This window comes from Pseudomonas sp. NPDC008258, assembly GCF_042956345.1.
In the GTDB taxonomy this organism is placed as follows: Bacteria; Pseudomonadota; Gammaproteobacteria; order Pseudomonadales; family Pseudomonadaceae; genus Aquipseudomonas.
The window spans coordinates 41,688-63,191 of record NZ_JBIBGE010000037.1 but is presented as its reverse complement, the minus strand read 5'-3'; the positions used below and the strand labels follow the sequence as shown (position 1 = coordinate 63,191).

Genomic DNA, 21,504 nt, shown 5'->3' with positions numbered 1-21,504 from the left:
CAAGCGGATGGCTTACGGCTACCGGGACAGCGAGTTCTTTTTCATGAAGATCAAGAATGACTTTCCCGGCAATCCGTGAAGAACCTTTTTTTTGCCTGTGGAACCTCTGCGGCGGGCGGCTAGTCTGTGATGTAACCCCTTCAGGAGAGACTCACATGGACTTTATCCGCATCATCATTGCCATCATCCTGCCGCCGCTTGGTGTGTTCTTGCAGGTGGGGTTTGGCGGGGCGTTCTGGCTGAATATTCTGCTGACCTTGCTGGGGTACATTCCAGGGATCGTGCACGCGGTGTACATCATCGCCAAGCGCTGAGTTTTTTGGGGCCGCAAAGCGGCCCCATGATCTCAAGCCTTCAACACCCGGCAATAGAACTTCCACTCTTCTTCCAGCGCATGCGCCAGGTTTTCCGCGTTGCGAAACCCATGCCGCTCCCCCGCATAGAAATGCCCTTCAGCCTCGATTCCGTTAGCCTGCAATGCCGCCAGCATTGAACGCGTCTGCTCCGGCACCACCACTGCATCCAGCTCACCCTGGAAGAAAATCACCGGCACCTTGATCTGCCCCGCATGCAGCAGCGGCGTGCGCTGGCGATAGCGCTCTGCATCCTGCTGCGGATCGCCGATCAGCCAATCCAGATAATCGCCCTCGAACTTGTGCGTAGCGTGGCCAAGCGCAACCGGATCGCTGACCCCGTACAGGCTGGCGCCGGCGCGGAACACGTCATGAAACGCCAGCGCACACAGTGTGGTGTAGCCACCGGCACTGCCACCGCGGATGAAAGCCTTACGCTTGTCGACCAAGCCTTGAGCCGCCAGGTATTCAACCGCCGCGCAGGCATCGGCCACATCGCTTTCGCCCCAGCGCAGGTGCAGTGCCTGGCGGTACTCCCGGCCGTAGCCCGTGCTGCCCCGGTAGTTCAGGTCGGCCACGGCAAAGCCGCGTTGAGTCCAGTACTGGATGCGCGGGTCGAGCACGGGATAGCAGGCCGACGTCGGCCCGCCGTGGATGAACACCACCAGCGGTGCGGCGCCTTGTGATTGCGCTGGCGGATAGAAGAAACCATGGGCCAGTTCGCCGTCGCTGCCATAGTGGATCGACTGTGGCAGGCTGATCTGCTCTGCCGGCAGCATCTCGGCACCACCGGCCAGCACGCGGACCTCGTGGTTGATGCGGTCGATGGCAATCACTGCCGGTGGGCTGATGGGCGAGGCGGCAATGGCATAGAGGTGCTGGGCGTCCATGGCCAGGCTGCGAAAGCGTGTGTAGGCACTGGCGAAGCGTTCCATGCGGCCATCTTCATGACGCAGCCCCATTTGCCCGAAGCCATCCTTGAACCAGCTGGCCAGGTAGCTTTGCGGGCTCAGCGCCAACCAGGTACAGGTGCCCAATTGCCAAGGCGCAGCCGCGTGGTCCGCAGGCCCGGCAGGCAACGCCTGCCATTGGCCATCGACCTCACCCCAAGGCTGCCAGAAGCCATTGCGGTCGGACAGGCAGTAGAGTCGGGCTTCGGCATCGAAACGTGGCTGTTGCAGCGATTCAACATCGTTGGCCACGCACTGCGCTGGCCCCCAGTGGTCACTGCTGTCGCGTGCACGGCACATCAACCGGGTGACGGTCCAGGGCTGGGCAGGGCGGTCCCATTCAATCCACGCCAGGCGCATGCCATCGGCACTCATGGTAGGTGAGGCGTAGAAATCGGCGCCCTCGGCGAGCACCTCGCGGCTGCTGTCACCCAAGGCGACCAGGCGATGCTCCACCTGCTCGGCATGGAGTTCCTCCACGGCCAGCACCTGGCCAGCGTGCCACTGCACATCGCCATAGCGGCAACAGGCATCCTGGGTCAGCGCGCGCGGTTGCAACTCGCCCAGCGACTGGGTGTAGACCTGCTGGTCCTTTTCGTTGACGAACACCAGCCCGTCGCCACCCAGGCAGAAGCTGCCACCACCATATTCGTAGACCCGGCTGCGCACGCTGAAACCATCCGGGGTCAGGCAGCGGGCCTGGCAGTACAGCCAGTGCCAGATACGGCAAGCACCGTCGGCCGGGCGAAATTCGACCCAGAACACCCCGTCGGCACTGACCTTGAGTTCGGCAAAGTCGGTACCGGCGGCAACCGCCTGAGCCGCGCTGAACTCAGCCGCGGGCGATGACACGTGAGTTTCTATCATTGCGGAAGGTCATCTGTTCAATGGCGAGCTGGGCGGTTTCCGCCTCCTCGCGGGCCTTGAGGATGATGCCGTGGTCGGCCGACTTGGCGCACACCGGGTCGGCGTTGCTGGCATCGCCGGTCAGCATGAAGGCCTGGCAGCGGCAGCCGCCGAAGTCCTTTTCTTTTTCGTCACAGGAGCGGCACGGTTCGCGCATCCACTCATAACCACGGAAGCGGTTGAAGCCGAACGACTCGTACCAGATATGGTGCAGGTCATGGTCACGTACATTGGGGAACTGCACGGGCAGCTGACGGGCGCCGTGGCAGGGCAGCGCGGTGCCGTCCGGGGTGATGGTGAGGAACAGGTTGCCCCAACCATTCATGCAGGCCTTGGGGCGTTCTTCGTAGTAGTCCGGGGTGACGAAGATCAGTTTGCACGGGTTGCCCTCGGCCTTGAGCTTGCTCCGGTATTCGTTGGTGATGCGCTCGGCACGCTCCAGTTGCGCACGGGTTGGCAGCAGGCCCAGCCGATTGAGGTGCGCCCAGCCGTAGAACTGGCAGGTGGCAAGCTCGACGAAGTCGGCTTCCAGGGCGATGCACAGCTCGATGATGCGGTCGATCTTGTCGATGTTGTGCCGGTGCGTGACGAAGTTGAGCACCATCGGGTAACCGTGGGCTTTTACCGCACGGGCCATTTCCAGCTTTTGCGCAAAGGCCTTCTTCGAGCCGGCCAGCAGGTTGTTGACCTGCTCGTCGCTGGCCTGGAAGCTGATCTGGATATGGTCCAGGCCGGCCTTCTTGAAGTCGGCGATGCGCGCCTCGGTCAGGCCTATCCCTGAGGTGATCAGGTTGGTGTAGTAACCCAGGCGTCGAGCTTCGCCGATCAGCTCGGCAAGGTCCTGGCGCACCAGCGGCTCACCACCGGAAAAGCCGATTTGCGCGGCGCCCATTTCCCGCGCTTCGGCCATCACCTTGAACCACTGTTCGGTGCTCAGCTCCTGGCCCTGGGCGGCAAAGTCCAGCGGGTTGGAGCAGTACGGGCACTGCAACGGGCAGCGATAAGTCAGCTCGGCCAGCAGCCACAGGGGCAGGCCGACCGCGGGCGTGGGCGGCAACTCAGGCGAGGACGATCCAGTGTTCGGCACGGGCCACCTCCATGAACTGCTCGATGTCGTCGGCCACTTCCGGCACATCGGGGAATTGCTGTTCGAGTTCGCTGATGATGGCCGCCACGTCACGCTGGCCGTCGATCAGGCTACCGATCAGGCTGGCACTTTCGTTGAGCTTGATCATGCCCTCGGGGTACAGCAGCACGTGGCCCTTTTGCGCCGGCTCGTACTGGAAGCGGTAGCCGGGGCGCCAGTTCGGCACCTGGTTGCGGTCGAAACTCATAGGGTGATCCCCTTGTGCCACACCCGGTCCTGGGTGACGGAGTGATAAGGCGGGCGGTTCAGCTCGTAGGCCATGCTCATGGCGTCGAGCATGCTCCAGAGGATATCCAGCTTGAACTGCAGGATCTCCAGCATACGCTCCTGGCCCGCGCGGGTGGTGTAGTGTTGCAGGGTAATGGCCAGGCCGTGCTCCACGTCACGCCGGGCTTGGCCAAGGCGGGTGCGGAAGTACTCGTAGCCGGCCGGGTCGATCCAGGGGTAGTGCTGTGGCCAGCTGTCCAGGCGCGACTGGTGGATTTGCGGGGCAAACAGCTCGGTCAGCGAGCTGCTGGCGGCTTCTTGCCAGCTGGCGCGGCGGGCGAAGTTGACGTAGGCGTCGACAGCAAAGCGCACGCCGGGCAGTACCAGTTCCTGGGAGCGAAGCTGGTCCGGGTCGAGGCCGACAGCCTGGCCCAGGCGCAGCCAGGCTTCGATGCCGCCGTCTTCACCAGGCGCGCCATCGTGGTCGAGCAGGCGCTGGATCCACTCGCGGCGCACTTCGCGGTCCGGGCAATTGGCCAGGATCGCGGCATCCTTCATCGGGATGTTGACCTGGTAGTAGAAGCGGTTGGCCACCCAACCCTGGATCTGTTCGCGGGTAGCGCGCCCTTGGTACATCGCCACATGGTACGGGTGATGGATGTGGTAATAGGCGCCCTTGGCGCGCAGGGCCTGCTCGAATTCGGCAGGGGACATTGGCAGTGCGTCGCTCATTCGGCTGGCTCCTGTAAACGATTCTCTGGCCCGACACACCACTCCCCTGTGGGAGCGGGCATGCCCGCGAACACCGGCGAAGCCGGTGCCATACACTGTGTTGGGTTCTTCGCGGGCATGCCCGCTCCCACAGGTTCTCGTGTGGCCTCGCTGACTTTTTACAACTCGATACTCATGCCATCAAAGGCCACTTCCACACCCCGGCGCAGCACTTCGGCGCGTTCGGGCGAGTCTTCATCGAGGATCGGGTTGGTGTTGTTGATGTGGATAAGTACCTTGCGCTGCCGCGGGAAGCCGTCGAGCACTTCCAGCATGCCGCCGGGGCCGTTCTGCGCCAGGTGGCCCATTTCGCGGCCGGTGCGGGTGCCCACGCCACGGCGCTGCATTTCATCGTCTTCCCACAGGGTGCCGTCGACCAGCAGGCAGTCGGCGCCGTGCATCATCGCCAGCAGCTTGTCGTCCACCTGGCCCAGGCCCGGGGCGTAGAACAGCTTGCCGCCGGTGCGGGTGTCTTCGACCAGCAGGCCCAGGTTGTCGCCCGGGTGCGGGTCGAAACGGTGCGGTGAGTAGGGCGGTGCGGCGCTGCGCAGCGGGAATGGGGTGAACTTGAGGTTTGGGCAGGCCTCGATCACGAAGCTGCCTTCCAGCTCGATGCGGTTCCACTGCAGGCCACCGTTCCAGTGGCTGAGCATGTTGAACAGCGGGAAGCCGGTGGTGAGGTCCTGGTGGACCATGTCGGTGCACCACACCTGGTGCGGGCAGCCTTCACGCAGGCTGAGCAGGCCGGTGGTGTGGTCGATCTGGCTGTCCAGCAGCACGATGGCGTTGATGCCGGTGTCGCGCAGGGCCCGGGCCGGTTGCATGGGCGCAAAGGCCTGGAGCTGGGCGCGGATATCGGGCGAGGCATTGCACAGCACCCAGTGTACGCCGTCGTCGGACAGGGCGATGGACGACTGGGTGCGCGCCGTGGCCCGCAGGGTGCCGTCACGAAAGCCCTTGCAGTTGACGCAGTTGCAATTCCACTGTGGGAACCCGCCACCGGCGGCGGAGCCGAGAACCTGGATGTGCATGGCCACTCTCTTTGCTGTGCGAAAATCCGTTGCTAAAAAACGAAAACGCCCCGGCGGGCCGAGGCGTGGTACCGCAAGCCTGGCTTAGCGGCTAGCGAAGTACATGGTGACTTCGAAGCCGATACGCAGGTCAGTGTAAGCAGGTTTGGTCCACATGGGATTACTCCTTCTGGATGGGTTTTGGGGTTACTCAGCTACTACTTGGGTACCACCATGCGTAGGAGGTTCCCGGAACTGGGATTGCGCTATCTTACAAGAAAATTTTGTACCGAAAGGTTAATTATTCGGAAAGCGCCTTTGCGCTTGGCGTAACAATCACGGGTTCGGCTTATTGCCAGTCAGGGTTTGGCGCGGCAGCGTTGGCCAAACATAGCCAGGATGAACCTGCATCAAGCAGGGTACCCAGTAGGTGGTCCAGATCCGTCTGCCGCGTGTTCAGGATAGCCCTGCGCAGTACATCCAGCTTGGCGGGTTGTGTAGCCAGGTGTGTCTGCCATGCCCACTCGGCGACATCGGCGTTGGCCATGGCGGGTTCATCGAATTGCCCCGCCAGGGCCTGTTGGGCGGCCGGGTCAAGGGTGACACCCTGGCGCAGCAGGGTGAGCAAGTGGTCGAGTATCTGTGCCGGGCTGGTATGGGGTGACTGCACGCCGAACAGCAAGCCATTGACGCCCTCGACCTGACGAAAGGCGCTGAATACGGCATAGCCCAGTTGCAGTTCTACCCGCAGGCGTTGGTACACCGGCCCTTGCAGCAGTTGCGCTAGCAGGCGGCCACTGGCCTCGTCCGTCGCTGGCAATGGGCAGAACAACAACAGGGCATGTTCGCTGCCCGCTACGTCGACGTGCTGCCAGCGGTGGTTGGCCCAGGTGGGCAAGGGGGCAGGTCGAGAGCCTTGCCCGGGACAATGCTGCAACGCACTCCCCAGGACCTCTAGCGCGGCATCGTCGAAGCCTGCTGCCATGCCATGCCAGCTTGCGTGCTCCCACAGGTCATCGAGTTGCGCCTGTGCCAGCATGCAGGCGGTTACCGCCGTGGGCGGGGTATTCAGTACCGCATCGGGCAAGTGCTTGATCAAGGCCCTGATCGGGATCAGCGCCGGTAGTGTTGCCGTGCGCGGCTGCCAGCAACTGGCTGGCGGCTTGAGCATCAAGGCCAGGGCCTGCTCTACAGTGCGAACTACCGCCGCCGGCAGCCCGGCGCAACGCAATTGCCAGTGCTCACCCGCGGCACTGAACTGCAACTGCACCGCTGCACGTTCGCAGCGCGCTTGCAGCGGGGCAAGCACTTGTTCAATGACGCCCTGCATGCGTTGGCGCAAAGGTGATTGCACATGCCAGCGCAGATAAAGTGCGGCGTACTGGCGAGTGCCAGGCAGCTGATCGCAGCGCTTCAGGGCTTTCGGCAGAGGGTGTGCTGCACCAGTGGGCAACGCTGCTATCAGTAAAGGGTCGACCGGGGGCAGTTGCCATTGCCCGTGTGCATGGCTCGGCAGGCCTTCGAGCAGCCTGCGCAGGGCTTGCATGGCTTGCGCATCCAGTTTGGCGAACGGCTGCTCTGTGCTGTCGCGACGGGCCAGCTCAAGCGCGCTGGCGCTGAATTCACGGCTGTGCTGCAGCAGGCCGAACTCGCTGTTCAGCTGTTCAAGGTCGGCCTGACGGATGAAGCTGAACCAACCTTGCAACAGGGCATGGGCATCGCCCGGTCTGGCGTCCGCGCTGAGTTGCAGGTCGATGTGCCAAAGTAGCTGCCCGGCGAAGGCGTAGAGCTTTTCAGCCTTGAAACTTTGCAGCCAGCCACGCTGACGAAGGGCATCCAGCCAGGTTCCCGGGCGGCTGTCGCCGAGGCTGGCAACCAGCAGCTCAAGGGCCGGCTCGGCGCCGGTCGGCAGGTTCTCGTGAGCGAAAACAAGCGGGGTATTCTTCGCCGACAGTGGCGGTGGCAGGGTTTGGGGCATGCGCTCGCCCGTTGCGAACAACCCGGCATGCTGCCGGCCAAGTTGCTCCAGCTCGTCGAGCGGCTGCGGGCCGCACAGGCTCAAGACGATCTGGCCGCCTTGGTAGAAACGCTGGTGGAAGCCGCCAAGGGCCTGCTGGAAGGCTGGATCCTGAACAGCCAGGGTGTGCCGGTTACCGGCGTGAAAGGCGCTCAGCGGATGGCCCGGTGCCGTTGATTGCAGCAAGGCGAATTGTTGCTGGGCCTGCGGGTTGCGCGACCAGGCAATGAACTCTGCGTGAATCACTTCACGCTCGCGGCGTTGGCGCTCGATGCCCAGGTCTGGTTCGGCCAGCATCTGGCACAGGCGCTCAAGCCCTCCGGCCAAAGCATACGGGGGCACTTCGAAGAAAAAATCGGTGACGCGTTCCCGGGTGCTGGCGTTGACCTGGCCGCCGAGCGCCTGTACGTAACGCATCAGGCCGTCTTCCAGGGGAAAGCGTGGGGTACCGAGGAAGAACAGGTGTTCGAGAAAGTGAGCCAGGCCGGGCCATTTGCCAGGCGCGTCGTGGCTGCCGGCGTGCACCCGCAGGGCGGCTGCCGAACGCTTCAGGCGCGGGGCGTGGCGCAGGGTAAGCTGCAAGCCGTTGGCGAGGGTGAGGTGGCGGGTGGCGTCAGGCATGGGGGCTCCAGTGGCTGGTTTCCATGCTAACCCATTTGTTTCCAGGTCCGGCCTCTTCGCGGGCTTGCCCGCTCCCACAGGTACGGCGTGATCCTCAGATGGACGCGAATCCTGTGCGAGCGGGCATGCCCGCGAAAGGGCCTTCAGCCTTTACGCAGGTGCAACTCCTGGCGCAAATCGTCCAGATAAGGGAACGCCAGGCGCCCCTCCACCACCCGCTCATGCTCAAGCTCCGCCAGCAACTGGCATTCATCCCGCCCAGCCATGGCCAGCAGGCTGCCATCCGGGCCGGTGATGCTGCTCTGCCCGCAATACTGGATCTCGTCTTCCGAGCCGCAATAGTTGGCATACACCAGGTAGCACTGGTTCTCTTGCGCCCGCGCCCGCACCGTCACCTGGCAGACGAAGTCGTAAGGAGCCATGTTCGCCGTCGGCACCAGGATCAGCTCGGCGCCATCCAGCGCCAGGCGCCGCGCGTTCTCCGGGAACTCGATGTCGTAGCAGATCAGCAGGCCGACCTTCCAGCCATCCAGCTCCACCACCGGGAAGTGGTCGGGACCTGCACTGAACATAGCCCGGTCCAGCTCGCCGAACAGGTGGGTCTTGCGGTAGTTGCTCAGGCTACGGCCGTGCGCATCGATCAACTGCACACTGTTGTAGATCGCCCCGTTATCGCCCCGCTCCGGGTAGCCATAGACGATGGCGATACGGTGCGCCTGGGCGATCTCCACCACCTCCATGGCTGCCGGGCCATCAGCGCTTTCGGCCAGGCGCTCGACCTGGGCCAGGCCGATGTTGTAGCCGCTAAGGAACATTTCCGGGCACACCAGCAACTGCGCACCGCGTTCAGCTGCAAGCTGCGCTTGCTGGCGCAGCCGTTGCAGGTTGCCGGGTACGTCCAGTGGCTTGGGTATGCCCTGGAACAGAGCAATGCGCATGCTGCCTCCTTGTGTCAGTCCGCCAGGGCGATCGGGCCGATTTCGTTGAACACGTCGCCAGGGCCGGGGTTGTCCGCGTGGGTGCGGCCACCAAAGTGGTTCATGATACCCCACACTGCATTCAGCGACGTCTGCACTGCGCCCTCCACCCAGGCCGGCGTCCACGACACATCGTCACCGGCAATGAACATGCCGCGCTGCTCGGCAGGCATGTCCTGCTGCATGAAATGCGCGTACATCCGCTGGTTATAGCGGTAGTGCCCCGGCAATGCGCCTTTGAAGGCGCCTAGGAAGTGCGGGTCGGCCTCCCAGGAAATGGTGATCGGGTCGCCGATGATATGCCCGGCGATATCGGTCTTCGGGTAGATCTTCTTCAGCGCATCCAGGGCCAGTTGCACGCGCTTTTCCACCGGGTGCGGCAGCATTTTCAGCGCGTCGCTCATCCAGGCGTAGGACAGGCAGATCACCCCCGGTTTGTCGTCGCCATTGTCGAACAGGTAGGTGCCGCGGGTGAGGCGGTCGGTGAGGGTCATGCTCATCAGATCGCGGCCGGTTTGCGGGTCCTTGTCCTTCCAGAATGGCCGGTCGACCATGACGAAGGTTTTCGACGACTGCATGTAGCGGGTGCGGTCCAGGGCCATCCACATCTTTTGCGAGAACAGCGATTCCTCGCAGTCGATCTGGGTGGTCAGCAGCCAGGTCTGGCAGGTGGCGAGCACGGCGCCGTAGTGGCGGGTGTCGCCCCAGTTGTCGGTAACCGCCAGGCGGCCATCGGCGGCACGGGCAATGCGTTTCACCCCTGTGCGCGGTGCACCGCCATGCAGGCCGCTCAGGCTGGTGCCCTCCGGCCAGTGGGCGCAGCGCTCCGGCACATGGCGCCAGATCCCTTGTGGCACCTGCTCCACACCGCCGACGACCAGATGCTGGTGGTCGTCGCAGTTGGTCATGACCACACGGAAAATTTCCAGCATCGAGTTGGGGAAGTCCGAGTCCCAGCCACCGGTGCCGAAGCCGACCTGGCCGAACACTTCACGGTGCTGGAAGCTCAGCTTGGCGAACGAGCGCGAGGTGGCGACGAAGTCGTAGAAGGTGCGGTCGTCCCACAGCGGTACCAGCTTGTTCCACAGTTCTTTCAGGCGCGGCACGTCGCGGTCACGGATGGCTTGCTGGATGTCAGCAAACTGGGCACCGCTTTCCAGCGCATCTGCCCAGGCGTCGGCCACTTCGTGGAACAGCTTGGGCAGGTCGGTGGTTTTTTCGGCGTAGTAGGTCTGGCCTTCAAGGTCGATCACGGTGCTGCCCGAGGCTGGGGTCAGCGGGTTGGGGAAGGGCTTGGTCTCCAGGCCCAGCTTGTCCACGTAGTGGTAGAAGGCGGTGGACGATACCGGGAAACGCATGCCACCGAGTTCGGCGATGATGCCGTCGGTGCCGTTAAAGGCCTGCGAACGCAGCCGGCCACCCAGCTTGGAGGCTTCGTACACCACCGGCTTGAGGCCCAGCTTCATCAGTTCGTAAGCCGCCACCAGGCCGGCGATACCGGCACCCACGATGGCCACTTCCTCACCATGGCGTTCAGCCGGGATGCTGCCCAGGCCAGCGGGGTGTTCCAGCCAGTCGTCGAAGGCGAAGGGGAAGTCCGGGCCGAAGATGGTGATCGGCTGCTTGCCGTCGGCGGGGTGGCGGTTTTTCTTGTTCATGAAGTGACCTTGCCAGAGGGGCTGCGCGGGTGGCGGAGCCTGAGTATAGGAGATGGCTGGAGGTCATTTTAGGGGGTGGGGTTTTCGTTATTAACATGCAGAGTGGCGTCTGAATGTAGTTTGTTTCGTCGAAATATACTTAGTATATAATCTTATGACGAACAGGAGGAACACTGGTTTTCAGAACAGCCCCGTACTCTGTGGGAGCGGGCAAGCCCGCGAAGAAGTCGACACGGTGTATGGCACGGGCTGCGCCCGTGTTCGCGGGCACGCCCGCTCCCACAGCGGCCGCGGCGGGCTTAAGACCAACGGCAATCCTGGAGGGCCTGCTCGACGGCCAAGAGATCTGACCACCAGCTCAGAGCGGCTGCCCGCGGTCCACCTTGCTGCTGAGAATGATCGACGTGGTGGTCTTCTCCACCCCGTCGACACTGCCAATCTGGTCGAGCAACTGGTCCAGCTGTTCGGGTGAATCCGTGCGCAGCCAGGCCACATAGTCGAACTCGCCGCTTACCGCGCACAACTGCTGCACTTGCCCCATGGCACTCAGGCGCCGCACCACCTCTTTGCCAGAGCGCGGCTGCACCTTGATCCCCACATACGCCTGTAGCCCGCCGCCGATCACACTCTGGCCCAGGCGCACGCCGTAGCCTGAGATGACCTTGTTCTTCTCCAGCCGCTCCAGGCGCGAGTTGACCGTGGTGCGAGCGATGCCCAGCTGGCGGGCGAGGGTGGCGACGCTTTCACGGGCGTTGATCTGTAGCAGGGCGATCAGCTGGCGATCGATTTCATCCAGCGTGATGGAGCGGGGATCCGACATGGCGAGTCTCTACGGTTGGCCCGCTAGCCTAGCCAGCCAACGGCAAGCAGGGCAAGAGCACGTCACGCTGTGGGAGGGCGTATGCCCCGATGGCTGCGTCTCAGGTGCTAATGCGGCATGATGAAACGCTAGTCCAACGAGAACCCCAGCGTGAACCTCGACCACCTCCTCGAATGCTGGCGACTGGAAGTCTCCAACAAGAAAAGGCCCGGACGCCGAATCAGCCTGCTGTTCAACGTGCTGCGCCGCGCACGCAAGGACAACAAACTACGTTTCCTTTTCACCTACCGCCTGGCCCAGTACCTCGACGCCCGCGGCGGCCTGGCCCGGCGCCACGCCCGGCGTATGCAGCAGCGGCTCAACCTCAAGTACGCCGTGGACATCGACATTGGCGCCCAGATCGCCCCCGGCCTGCGCATCGCCCATCTACCGGGGGTAGTGATCACCCGGCACGTGAGCATCGGGCGCAATTTTTTCATTCGTCAGAACTGCTCGATTGGCATCAAGACGCTCGGGCTGGAAGGCTACGCGCTACGTATCGGCGATAACGTGAGCATGGGCGCCAACAGCTGCATCGTTGCCGACCGTATCGACATAGGGGATGACGTGGTGATTGGAGCGATGTCACTGGTTACGCGGGATATTCCGGCTGGCATGACCTTCTACAACCGGCGGCAGTTGGAGATGCGGCCCACGGGCGAACAAGAGCTCACAAAATCAAACGATTAATCTCTGCGGACTTGGCTGCTGTAGGGTCGAGAATGGTCAACGTGCGGTGTCCACTCACAGAATCTAACGATTTACTGCTGTCTAAGTAGCCATGGCCAAGCAGAGAATAGCCCTCTCACGAACGTTGTGCCTTGGTGGATGAGAATGCCAGCCTGCCTTGCATCAGCACTCCCTTTGCGCAATACTGCCGATAACAACTAACCCTCACGACCGGCGTGGCATGACCATCTGGTTGGAGGGGGAAAAAGCCGGCGTGTGCCGGTTTTTTCGTTTCTGGAGTGCGGAAAATGCAGGGAAAGCTTGATGCTGAGCCTCTGCGCACTCGTATCTATGTCGACGGCTACAACTTCTACTACGGTTGCTTACGCGGCACGCCTTACAAGTGGCTTGATCTACTGGTTCTCTTCGAAAAACACATCCTGCCTTGCGCAATGGTTTTGGACAGCCATGGCCAGATCCGCGCATCCCGTCTCCTGCAGTCGCCCTCGATCAAATACTTTACGGCAAAGATCATCGAGTCTGTTGCCCGTGCCGGAGACTCGGTCTCGTCCCAGGCCCGCTACCACACGGCTTTGCGCAAGCTGCATGATGGCCGGGTCGAGCTCATCGAAGGTTATTACGCCGTCAACAAGATGAAGGTGAAGATCGTAGATGCTGGCGACCCCGAAAAGGCGCCGCGTGAATGCCAGGAAATCCAGGCCTGGAAGGTCGAGGAGAAGCAGAGCGATGTGAACCTCGCTCTTCAGGCATACCACGACTCGATAACTGGGCAGATAGACCATGCCGTCATCGTTACCAACGACACGGACATCGCGCCTGCGCTTGAGATGATTCGCTCGCATACGGATGTGCGGATTGGCGTGGTAGTACCAACGACGGGGCAGCACCGATCGGCGAATACGGAGCTGATCAGGTATGCGCATTGGAAGCGGGAGCATATCAACCCGGACGAGCTTGCAGCCTGCCAGCTACCAAGAGTGATTCCTGGCAGGAAGCCAACCATCAAGCCGCAATCCTGGTATGGACAACCTGAGTTGCTGCAGGAAATTCTGGAATTGGCCATTCCTGTCCGTGGAAGCAAGGCCGCAGCGTTCAAGTGGATGGAGCAGCCGAACCGGTTCCTTGGGGGAGAGCGGCCGATAGAGCTGGCTGAAACCACTGAGGGAGCGCTAAGGGTTCTTGAGTACATTCGAGAGTGGATTGCCCAGCAAGTGGGGTCGCCCCCGGATGAGCGTGGCGAGGACACCAGGCATGAAAAAGCCGCGCAATAGCGCGGCTTTGTCGTATCTGGTGGGCCCACACGGACTCGAACCGTGGACCAAAGGATTATGAGGCCTTTTGGCTAGTTTGTGTGGTTGTGTATCAAAAGCACTGCTTGATCCGTATAGCCCTGATTTTGCTGGATTTATACGTACATTTACCGTGTGGGTTGTGTTCTGGCGTGTGCCAGGATAGGGTGACAGCACCCTCACAAACGGCACGCAAAATGGCACGCAAATGACGAGCAGTGGAAAAAAACCTCATGTCCGTTCGGGGCTACTCAAGCACATCCAAGTCAAGAATATGTCCACCGGAACCTTGAGCGAAAAGGTTCAGGGTCTGCCTGGCACCTTGTACCTTGAGAGGCGTGAGAACGGCACGATTGAAGGCTATTTTCGCTATACGGCTCCAGGCGGTTCCCGGCGAAAGCGCAAGATCGGTACGTACCGCCTGACAGACGGGGGGGGTGGAATGACGCTTGTCCAGATGAGGGACAAGGCTAAGGAGCTGGCTCAGGTAGCTGAAGACCACGGAGATATCGAGGAGTTTTATGCAGCAGAGGCTGAGCAGGCTGCTCGTGCTAAATCTGATGCTGAAAGGCTTCAGGCTATCGAATCCTCAATGGGAACTTTTACAGAGCTATTCAAAGATTTTATCGAGTCGCGCAAGGGAAAGGTGCAGCCAAAGCAGATTGACACCTTCGAGAACTATTTGAAAGGCGACCTGATTAAGCCGTTCCCTGAAATCATGAGCATGAAAGCTAAAGAAATTCAGCCGAAGCACATACAGACGATAATAAATAAGGTTTATCATCGTGGTGCAAAGCGCCAAGCGGAAAAAATTCGCTCAGCTCTGAATTCAGCATTTGTATATGAGCTACAAAACGAATATGCAGTCGGTAAAACATCAGAAAAATCATATGGGCTGATATCTAATCCAGTACAAGCTGTGCCTGTTCCTAGCGCTAAGAATCCTGGTGATAGAGCCCTTACAGAAGCTGAGTTGAAACAGTTTTGGAGTTCAATTGATGAGGTGCCTGGTGTCGGCAAGGTGATAGCTGCCGCCATCAAATTTGCTATTGCGACAGGAGGTCAGCGAATTGGGCAGATTGTCAGACAGGAATGGGATAGTTATAACCGAGAAGCCAAGACTTTTACCATCATTGATAGGAAAGGGAGAAATTCAAAGGTCAGAGTTGCCATTCTCCCATTGACTGATAGAGCGATTGGTTTGTTGGATGAGGTAAGGGGATGTAATGAGTCGGGATGTCTGTGGCCATTTTCCTCCGAAGGTAAGACAATAATTCACGATTCGACTTTTTCGCATGTGACCTCTAAATGGTTCAAGACTGACCATGCTTATATTGATGGTGAGCGCATACCTAAATTTACACCTAGAGACTTACGAAGGACCATCTCGCAAATCATGGAGAGAGCTTGCATCGATAATGAGAGTAGCGATCTACTACAAAATCATGGTCTGACAGGGGTGGTCGCGGAGCATTATCGGAACAATCCAGAGGCTGCGATACCACGAAATCGCCTGACGATAGAACGGTTTGAACAAGAACTCGCACGAATACTAGATGGCGAATAATGGAGCTGATCATGTCGAGCGACAACAAAGATATAACAAAGTTTGAATTGAATAATAAGTATGTTTCAACAATGCCTTATGCCGAAGGATTGAGTGAAGCACTTAATGCACTGGCCCCGCACCTGAGTATCGGTGAAAGGGAAGATCTGTGTTTTAAGAAGCTGGGGCTTACATCTGACGCCATAGCCGAGCAGAGCTATATCCAGTCAGCAGTTGAGTTGACGGTCTGTGCTCATTATGCAAGATTTTATCCTGAGTTCTTCATTTACGAGGAGAAGGTAAATCCGCCAAAGGATGTCGATTGCTCAGTTCGGGTCGGAAAATACAAATTTAACTTGGAAGTCAAGTGCGCTGATTTTAGGAAGAAAGAAGCTGTAGATGGAAGTGAAGGCTTCAAAATTGGATCGTTGGGGCGTATGGATGATTATCCTGAATTGGTAGGAAAGCTTCGGGAGCTGTTTGAAACTGGTGGTCACCAGTTATCTGAGCAGAGACACATGGATAACAATATGAAGGAGTTCCTGGTCTCTGCGCACGAAAAATTTTCTAACAGCACCTCCGATACGGAGCTTAATGTTTTGATTGTCGGCTGCGATGACGCTATGGACATGCAAAAGTGGCATTCATACTTGTATGGCGCCCAAGGCCTGTTTACAGTCGATTCATATGTGGATAGGGGGGCTTACCAAAAAGTTGATATGGTGGTGTTGACAAACCTTTATCATCGCCACAAGGACCCTGCGGCAAAAGATAAACTGTCCGGCCACTGGCGTTTGAGCGAGGCATTTTGCTTGTTGTGTGCTAATCCAGAGTCCGCAAAGCCTTTTGAAACATTAAACGAGTTCTCGGGTACGCTTCGACACTACACCAATGAGTTGAATGAATACATGGCCGGAGATGACGAACCTGACTTTATCCTGAAGGGCATTGGAATCCCCGCATTCGTGGGGAGTCAACTTCAGGCTAAAGGAAATTATTATTTCCAGCCTTATCCCGCCAAGGGCGAACTGAACGATGCTGCTGCAACCTGACTAGAGGCCAGACTCAGTCAAAAGATCTGAGGGGCGGCAACCTAAAGCCTGCGCAATCCTTAACAGATTGAGGAGTGTAAGGTTTCGTTCGCCTCTCTCGATCTTGCCCGCGTGGGAGCGGTCGATACCTGCTGCATCGGCCATGGCTTCCTGGCTTAGGTTGATGGCTTTCCGTCGGCCACGAATGACCGATCCCAGCTTTTCTAGGTCACCGTTAGCATCTGAAGCAGCCGAAATTCTTGCCATGCGGCAAAGGTGAGGCCATGATGCTTTAATGGCCACGGCCTTTACGACCCAAAACGGCACCAATCTTGAGATTTGTGTCCTGGCCATTCGCAAGCTCAACCCGCCAAAAAATGCCTCTAGAACGGGGTTTTCAGTCAATTTCAAGGCGGCAAATGATTGACGGAATGGTGGCGATTGGACATTATCGTGTCGATAGCACGCTAAGCGTTTGCTCATACTGGCAGCACAGCGCATTCGTCTTAATCGTTCAAGCAAGGATGACCTAAATGGCAGCAAGAAACGGCGCCTCCAAGATGCTCGCCAGCGCGATGATCTGCGCGTTGATGGGGGCATCACTCAGTGGATGCGCAACCGCACCACAGCCCGAATGTGAATCAAATTTCGATACTGAAGGTAACTTTCTGTCTGGGAAGCGGTTCACTACTCATACAGTAGTGGCAAACATTTCATACGCCAAAGCTTACAACAGTCTCTATAAGGTTATGGTCAGTGATGGCTACTACATCCAGTCTGCTGACGAAAAGGCAGGCGTTATCTCTGCGTCCCAAAATGTGAGCCTAAGTGACAAAAAAGCTCCTCTCAATGCGTTGGTTGAGAAGCAGGCTGACGGAATAAAAATCTCTTTGTTCTTTGTTGCGCCTTCAGGCGTGTTTACGCCAGAAGATGGGGCGCGCTCCGAATTCTGTCGAATCATCGGCAGAGTCGGTAGATGATAGTAATGCTTGGAATAAATATTGAAATGCGCGTTGCGCATCGGTTAAGACGTCAATTAGAGGGTGTGTAATGCGCTTCAGGGCTGGGTTGTACGAGGTGTTGAGCAATGACGAAGCAAAGTTTGTGCATGGTAACTTCGAGGAAATTCAGACAACCAGCGTGAAGAACGTCTGGCTCAAAGATCTTGCTAGCCAAGAAGTCTTTAATGTGAGCTTGAAAGACTCAGCAGTTCCCATCAAGCCAGGAATGAAAATTGGCCTAGCTTTTTTTAATGGTGAAATAATAGCATTTAAGCGTCGCGACGAAATTCCAGTTGAAGATCCAATCGGCTTGAAGCACTGGCGCAACCCGGTTAGTGCTGTGCTGTGGGCGATATTTTTCGGCATACTTATGTCGATCCCACTTGTTGGTTATTTTGCCGGATTTTGCACAGGCCTGTACGGCTTGCTGACCGGTACGAATCTAATGGGACGCTACAGTAAATTTATGGGTAATCGTCTATTTGCTGCATTCCTTTTATTCATGAGCTGTCTTGCGGGTCTTCAATATCGGAAATATGCATTGGGCACTGACGGACTCGTGAATGCGCTCACCGCTGTTGCTGTTGCGCTGACACTCGGTATCGTTTCATTCCAGTTGTATAAAACTCGGATTGAGAAGCGGTATTTCAAGCGAGCAGTCAATGAAATCAATGCTGCCTGGAACCACTAAGCGAAAAAAACGGAAGGTTTGCTAAATATGAAATTCGGGAATGGATTTAAAGCTGTTGCATTGCTTTTCGCTGGCAGTGCGTTTCTCGCGGGATGCGGCAATGACAACGCGGACAATAAAGCCGCTACTGCTAAGGCTAGCGCACCTGCCGTCGACTCACATGGTATGACTGCCGAGGGGCGTAAAGCTGCACAGGAATTTGAAGATATGAACAAACCACTCAGGACAGAATTCTCTGCGCCTGAAGTGGTGGACGGTGCAGCTTATCTGAACGTTCTTTCTAAAACGGCTGCTCTTCAAATTTATACGGCAAAGAGGGGCTGGGCTGAAAGTGATGAGGAAATTGCAAAGTCCGCGAGCGGGGCAATTCTCATTCAGTCTGAGCTGCCCGAGCTTTATAAGCTTGAAGAAGAACTTGGCCGGAGTGACGACGCTTTTGAAAAGCATGATCTTACCGAGAAAATAGCAGGTCTGATCAAGAACGAGGCTGAAAAAATCAATGGTAATATCCGCGTCAAAATGACAGTTAATGCAGATCTTAAATCATTCGATTTCGGATCAAAGACATTCGTCAGCGAAAATTGCCTAATGTCTGAAAAATTGGAATATACGAAAGAAGATAACCGTAGTCCTGATGCGTTCGCCAGGGCTCAAAAACCGCGATGCTATCTACAGCCAAGTATAACAAACTTCCTTGTCGGAGTCATCAATGGCTCTAAGTTGAATCTTGTGATAGCCGATGAAAGTATTGCAAGAAAAATTGAGAGTGCGCGTGCAGGGGCTAAATTTGAAGTCTATGGATACGTTGCAAGTGTAGAGCGGGAGAGGCTCGGTGGTACTCCTCGTGATGCACGCTATGTGATGATTGACCCGCAACGAGTTAATCTTATTTCTAAAGAGAACGGTGAAACTCTTTACTCGCAAACTTTTTGAATTATAAATGGCCCTGACGGGCCATTTATGTTTTTGGGGTTGAGCACGCCTTAGATTTTGCTGCATTAATAGAACTGTCCTTAGCTCCATCTTTATTGTCCTGAGATTCATTGCTCAATGATGCCCTTATTAAATCTAAAGGGCTAATCGGGATCTGGCGGTAGTCGGTACAATTTTTCAAACCCAGTTCAAGCATCAGTGTTTCTATTCTGCCTCGGGTGAAGCGCTCTGTTTGGATAAGCGTATAAAGCTCCTGGTATTTTTGGTGCTCACTAATTTTAAGTTGCACGACTTTGTCTAGTTCATCTTGACTAGTACAAGCAGGTATTGGCTTCATTCTCATAAGCTATTTTTCATTTCAATAAAGTGGTGAAGTTCAAGCTTCATAAAGATTTGAGCCGCTATTCCTATCGCGCTCAGCATTGAAAAAAGAATAAAAGTCACAGGGCATATTTTCTCTGCTTCGCTGCATTTGAGTATTTCTTTAATCTCGTTAGTTTCATCCTGGTCATTGATCTGGGCATCTGGTTTGTTATTCATGTGCATCGTCCTCTTGTTGTTAGAATATTCTAGCACTCAAGTGATTATGGGTGTTTATTTGAGGCGGCCTCATTGGGCGAGGATATACTAAAGCCAGCATTTCTTACTATGAACAATATTAAGAGTGCAGGGTGATGATCTACCCTCTAATTGTCACGGAGGTGGCAATGAGGAGGGGCTTTTGATCTTTGTTTCTGCCTGCGGCAGCACCGGCGTTTGTGCAACAAACATAGTCGGTCACTATGTTTTACAAGCTGCCTGCGAATTCACATATAATTGAGGGATAAGAGCAAAAACAAAAGCGGTGATTTATGTCATACCAATTCATGCACATAGAGTCCTTTTCAAGGTCAACTCCAAAGAAGCAAAACAAGAACAAGACCCCGAAATTGAATATTGCTGGAGTTATGGCCGAGGCGACTAGGCAGCCGGGAAACCATCCCCACGTAAAAGAACCATCTCCACCCATTTTGATCTACGGTAACCCTCCCGAACTCATCGAGCAGAAGTGCGAGGATTGGGCTGCCGGGACCTTGGACGCCAAGGGGAGAGCGGCCCGTAAAGACGCGCTCTGCCTGCTTGCTGGGGTCTTTTCGATGCCACGCGAAGAAACGACTCCCGAGGCCTGGGAGAAGGTCAAAAAAGATGCAATCAAGTGGCTTGAGGCTAAGTACGGTGATCGACTACAAACAGTTCTTGAGCATACCGACGAAGAGCACCCACATTGCCATTTTTTTGTAATTCCTCGCCCTGGTGAGCGATTTGATTCGATCCATGACGGGCATCTTGCCGAGCGTTTAGCGAAAGAAAATGGCAAGAATCGCAAAGAGCAGAACATTGCCTATCGCGCAGCCATGCGCGAAGTTCAGAATGATTATTACGATGAAGTTGGCGCACCAAATGGTCTAGTTCGGCTTGGTCCTCGTCGACGCAGACTGACCAGGGCGCAGTGGGTCGCCGAGAAGGCTCAAGGACGGGCGATTGGCCAGAAGTTTCAAGAGCTGGAGGCCAAGATCACGGGGGCTGACCAGAAGCTGGCCATGGCTGACGCTGCTGTGAGTGGCGCAGAGGCCGCGGTAGACCGCATTCGCACTGAGGCATTGGTCAAGGTACGGGAGCTGCAAAAACAGGCCAAAAAGGCTGCTGACAAGGCCCTGGAGGACGCCCGGCAAAAGGGCATCGAGGAAGGCCGCAGCGAAGCCCTGGAACAGTTCGGCAAATCAAACCTGTGGGCCAAGCTAACTAGCCTTTTGACCCGCAAAGACAAGGAAATCACCGACCTGAAGGGCAAGGTGAAAACCTTGCGCAAAGAGCGTAATACGGCGATCAAGGAGCGCGATACGGCGGTGATTGAGCGTGATGCAGCCGTGACAGAACGGAGGCAGGTGCCAGGCCTGAAAACCCTGGTGCAGCAGCTCAAAAAGCTGGGGCGAAAACTGACCCTAGAGCGCGATAGCGCACGCGCAGAGGTCAAGATGCTGCGCGCGCGTGATGATGGCTATCACGATCTGGTCGCAGAGCGAGATCTAGAGCGCGCCAGGGCAAATCAAATGGAGCGCCGATTGGCCGTACTGGAGGCGTCTCAGAAAGAGCAGGAAGCCGCTACGCCACCGCCGAGAAGGTGGACCCAGCCTGAGCTTGGGCAAACGTTATACCCCCACTCCTGATGCTGCCGCTCGACGGCACCAGGACGCCCACAAAACTGGCAAGTATCACTGCTTCGTTGCTCGATCTCATCTAAAAGCCGAATGAGATCGGCCGGCTCAGAGGCGGAGGTAGTGATACGCAAATAACCCGCCTTGGGTTGCGTATAGACCTGGGCTCCGAATTTTTCACCTAGGGCGTTGGCTTCGGCTAATAGCGACTTCCAGCCAGCGTATCGATCTATCATCGTGGTTTCAGTCGTGTTGGTGATGGTTACAGTAAGCAATACTCAAACACAGATACATGCTGAATACTAGTACTTAAGGAAAAATTTTGCGGTTGATAATAAATCAGTGATGATATGTATGTTAGAGTTCGGTTATTAATATTGTTTGCCGCATAACTGGATTCCGACAATGGCGAAATATCTACAGCACGTGGAAAGTGATTTTGACAGACAAGAGCTATGCTATCTTGAGCTAATAGATGTATTTGGTGTGAGAGGTGTCCATGCGCGATTGCGAGCACTTCGAGAAGCTCATGCGAATAATGATGGCCCAAGTGTTGTTGCTCAGAAGCGTAAATTCCTCGATATGAAACACGAATGCCTGTATCCAGCTTTTAGACGGAATGCAGGGAAACGGTCTCGGGAAACGACAATTC

22 protein-coding genes are annotated in these 21,504 nt (G+C 57.0%); 9 read left to right on the top strand and 13 right to left on the bottom strand.

Annotated features, from left to right (window positions below):
- Positions 1-155 precede the first annotated feature (155 nt).
- Positions 156-314 carry a YqaE/Pmp3 family membrane protein gene (locus ACFY9W_RS24570; RefSeq protein ID WP_009681539.1) on the top strand — a complete coding sequence of 53 codons (159 nt, stop codon included), beginning with the start codon at positions 156-158 and terminating at the stop codon, positions 312-314.
- Positions 315-346: 32 nt separating this feature from the next.
- Here the strand turns inward: ACFY9W_RS24570 and ACFY9W_RS24565 are convergent, their stop codons facing one another.
- The 10 genes from ACFY9W_RS24565 to ACFY9W_RS24520 all read right to left on the bottom strand — a co-directional run bounded on the left by ACFY9W_RS24565 (position 347) and on the right by ACFY9W_RS24520 (position 11,437).
- Positions 347-2,170 (bottom strand): prolyl oligopeptidase family serine peptidase, encoded by a 1,824-nt coding sequence (locus tag ACFY9W_RS24565; protein ID WP_391135957.1) that lies wholly within the window; start codon positions 2,168-2,170, stop codon positions 347-349.
- Entirely contained in the window at positions 2,136-3,296 is a 1,161-nt protein-coding gene (pqqE, locus tag ACFY9W_RS24560) for a pyrroloquinoline quinone biosynthesis protein PqqE (protein ID WP_391135954.1), read from the bottom strand. The genes ACFY9W_RS24565 and pqqE overlap by 35 nt, the downstream gene beginning before the upstream one ends.
- The gene (pqqD, locus tag ACFY9W_RS24555) at positions 3,268-3,543 is read right to left on the bottom strand and encodes a pyrroloquinoline quinone biosynthesis peptide chaperone PqqD (protein WP_391135951.1); all 276 of its coding nucleotides are present in this window, start codon (positions 3,541-3,543) and stop codon (positions 3,268-3,270) included. Before pqqD ends, pqqE begins: the two co-directional genes overlap by 29 nt.
- A complete protein-coding gene (gene pqqC / locus ACFY9W_RS24550) occupies positions 3,540-4,295 on the bottom strand; it encodes a pyrroloquinoline-quinone synthase PqqC (RefSeq protein WP_012270176.1) in 756 nt (251 codons plus the stop codon). The genes pqqD and pqqC overlap by 4 nt, the downstream gene beginning before the upstream one ends.
- A gap of 158 nt (positions 4,296-4,453) precedes the next feature.
- Positions 4,454-5,365, bottom strand: a complete 912-nt coding sequence (pqqB, locus tag ACFY9W_RS24545) for a pyrroloquinoline quinone biosynthesis protein PqqB (RefSeq protein WP_391135946.1) — start codon at positions 5,363-5,365, stop codon at positions 4,454-4,456.
- 84 nt (positions 5,366-5,449) lie between these two features.
- The gene (gene pqqA, locus ACFY9W_RS24540; RefSeq protein WP_008365141.1) at positions 5,450-5,521 is read right to left on the bottom strand and encodes a pyrroloquinoline quinone precursor peptide PqqA; all 72 of its coding nucleotides are present in this window, start codon (positions 5,519-5,521) and stop codon (positions 5,450-5,452) included.
- A gap of 172 nt (positions 5,522-5,693) precedes the next feature.
- On the bottom strand, positions 5,694-7,982 hold the full coding sequence (pqqF, locus tag ACFY9W_RS24535; RefSeq protein ID WP_391135943.1) for a pyrroloquinoline quinone biosynthesis protein PqqF: 2,289 nt from the start codon (positions 7,980-7,982) through the stop codon (positions 5,694-5,696).
- 143 nt (positions 7,983-8,125) lie between these two features.
- On the bottom strand, positions 8,126-8,920 hold the full coding sequence (locus ACFY9W_RS24530; RefSeq protein ID WP_391135940.1) for a nitrilase-related carbon-nitrogen hydrolase: 795 nt from the start codon (positions 8,918-8,920) through the stop codon (positions 8,126-8,128).
- Between the two features lie 14 nt (positions 8,921-8,934).
- A complete protein-coding gene (locus tag ACFY9W_RS24525; RefSeq protein ID WP_391135937.1) occupies positions 8,935-10,617 on the bottom strand; it encodes an FAD-dependent oxidoreductase in 1,683 nt (560 codons plus the stop codon).
- A gap of 358 nt (positions 10,618-10,975) precedes the next feature.
- A complete protein-coding gene (locus ACFY9W_RS24520) occupies positions 10,976-11,437 on the bottom strand; it encodes an Lrp/AsnC ligand binding domain-containing protein (RefSeq protein WP_391135934.1) in 462 nt (153 codons plus the stop codon).
- A gap of 150 nt (positions 11,438-11,587) precedes the next feature.
- Between ACFY9W_RS24520 and ACFY9W_RS24515 the strand changes: the two genes are divergently transcribed.
- The 4 genes from ACFY9W_RS24515 (at position 11,588) to ACFY9W_RS24500 (ending at position 16,053) form a co-directional block, all read left to right on the top strand.
- Entirely contained in the window at positions 11,588-12,166 is a 579-nt protein-coding gene (locus ACFY9W_RS24515) for a serine acetyltransferase (RefSeq protein WP_391135931.1), read from the top strand.
- A 287-nt stretch (positions 12,167-12,453) separates the two neighbouring features.
- Positions 12,454-13,437 (top strand): 6-hydroxy-3-succinoylpyridine 3-monooxygenase, encoded by a 984-nt coding sequence (nicB, locus tag ACFY9W_RS24510; RefSeq protein ID WP_391135928.1) that lies wholly within the window; start codon positions 12,454-12,456, stop codon positions 13,435-13,437.
- Between the two features lie 292 nt (positions 13,438-13,729).
- Positions 13,730-15,022 carry a tyrosine-type recombinase/integrase gene (locus tag ACFY9W_RS24505; RefSeq protein ID WP_391135925.1) on the top strand — a complete coding sequence of 431 codons (1,293 nt, stop codon included), beginning with the start codon at positions 13,730-13,732 and terminating at the stop codon, positions 15,020-15,022.
- 11 nt (positions 15,023-15,033) lie between these two features.
- The gene (locus ACFY9W_RS24500) at positions 15,034-16,053 is read left to right on the top strand and encodes a hypothetical protein (RefSeq protein WP_391135922.1); all 1,020 of its coding nucleotides are present in this window, start codon (positions 15,034-15,036) and stop codon (positions 16,051-16,053) included.
- On the opposite strand, the gene ACFY9W_RS24495 is transcribed toward ACFY9W_RS24500, so the two are convergent.
- A complete protein-coding gene (locus tag ACFY9W_RS24495) occupies positions 16,054-16,299 on the bottom strand; it encodes a helix-turn-helix domain-containing protein (RefSeq protein WP_391135960.1) in 246 nt (81 codons plus the stop codon). It lies immediately after the preceding gene.
- Positions 16,300-16,565: 266 nt separating this feature from the next.
- Between ACFY9W_RS24495 and ACFY9W_RS24490 the strand changes: the two genes are divergently transcribed.
- The 3 genes from ACFY9W_RS24490 (at position 16,566) to ACFY9W_RS24480 (ending at position 18,657) form a co-directional block, all read left to right on the top strand.
- Complete coding sequence (locus tag ACFY9W_RS24490; protein WP_391135919.1) at positions 16,566-17,012, top strand: hypothetical protein; 447 nt, start codon at positions 16,566-16,568, stop codon at positions 17,010-17,012.
- Positions 17,013-17,112: 100 nt separating this feature from the next.
- Positions 17,113-17,724: a hypothetical protein gene (locus ACFY9W_RS24485; RefSeq protein WP_391135917.1), complete on the top strand. Its 612-nt coding sequence runs from the start codon at positions 17,113-17,115 to the stop codon at positions 17,722-17,724.
- 27 nt (positions 17,725-17,751) lie between these two features.
- Entirely contained in the window at positions 17,752-18,657 is a 906-nt protein-coding gene (locus tag ACFY9W_RS24480; protein WP_391135914.1) for a hypothetical protein, read from the top strand.
- A gap of 25 nt (positions 18,658-18,682) precedes the next feature.
- On the opposite strand, the gene ACFY9W_RS24475 is transcribed toward ACFY9W_RS24480, so the two are convergent.
- The gene (locus ACFY9W_RS24475; protein ID WP_391135912.1) at positions 18,683-19,000 is read right to left on the bottom strand and encodes a hypothetical protein; all 318 of its coding nucleotides are present in this window, start codon (positions 18,998-19,000) and stop codon (positions 18,683-18,685) included.
- Positions 18,997-19,197 (bottom strand): hypothetical protein, encoded by a 201-nt coding sequence (locus ACFY9W_RS24470; protein WP_391135909.1) that lies wholly within the window; start codon positions 19,195-19,197, stop codon positions 18,997-18,999. The genes ACFY9W_RS24475 and ACFY9W_RS24470 overlap by 4 nt, the downstream gene beginning before the upstream one ends.
- 311 nt (positions 19,198-19,508) lie before the next feature.
- Between ACFY9W_RS24470 and ACFY9W_RS24465 the strand changes: the two genes are divergently transcribed.
- A complete protein-coding gene (locus ACFY9W_RS24465; RefSeq protein ID WP_391135906.1) occupies positions 19,509-20,864 on the top strand; it encodes a plasmid recombination protein in 1,356 nt (451 codons plus the stop codon).
- Positions 20,865-21,504: the final 640 nt, after the last annotated feature.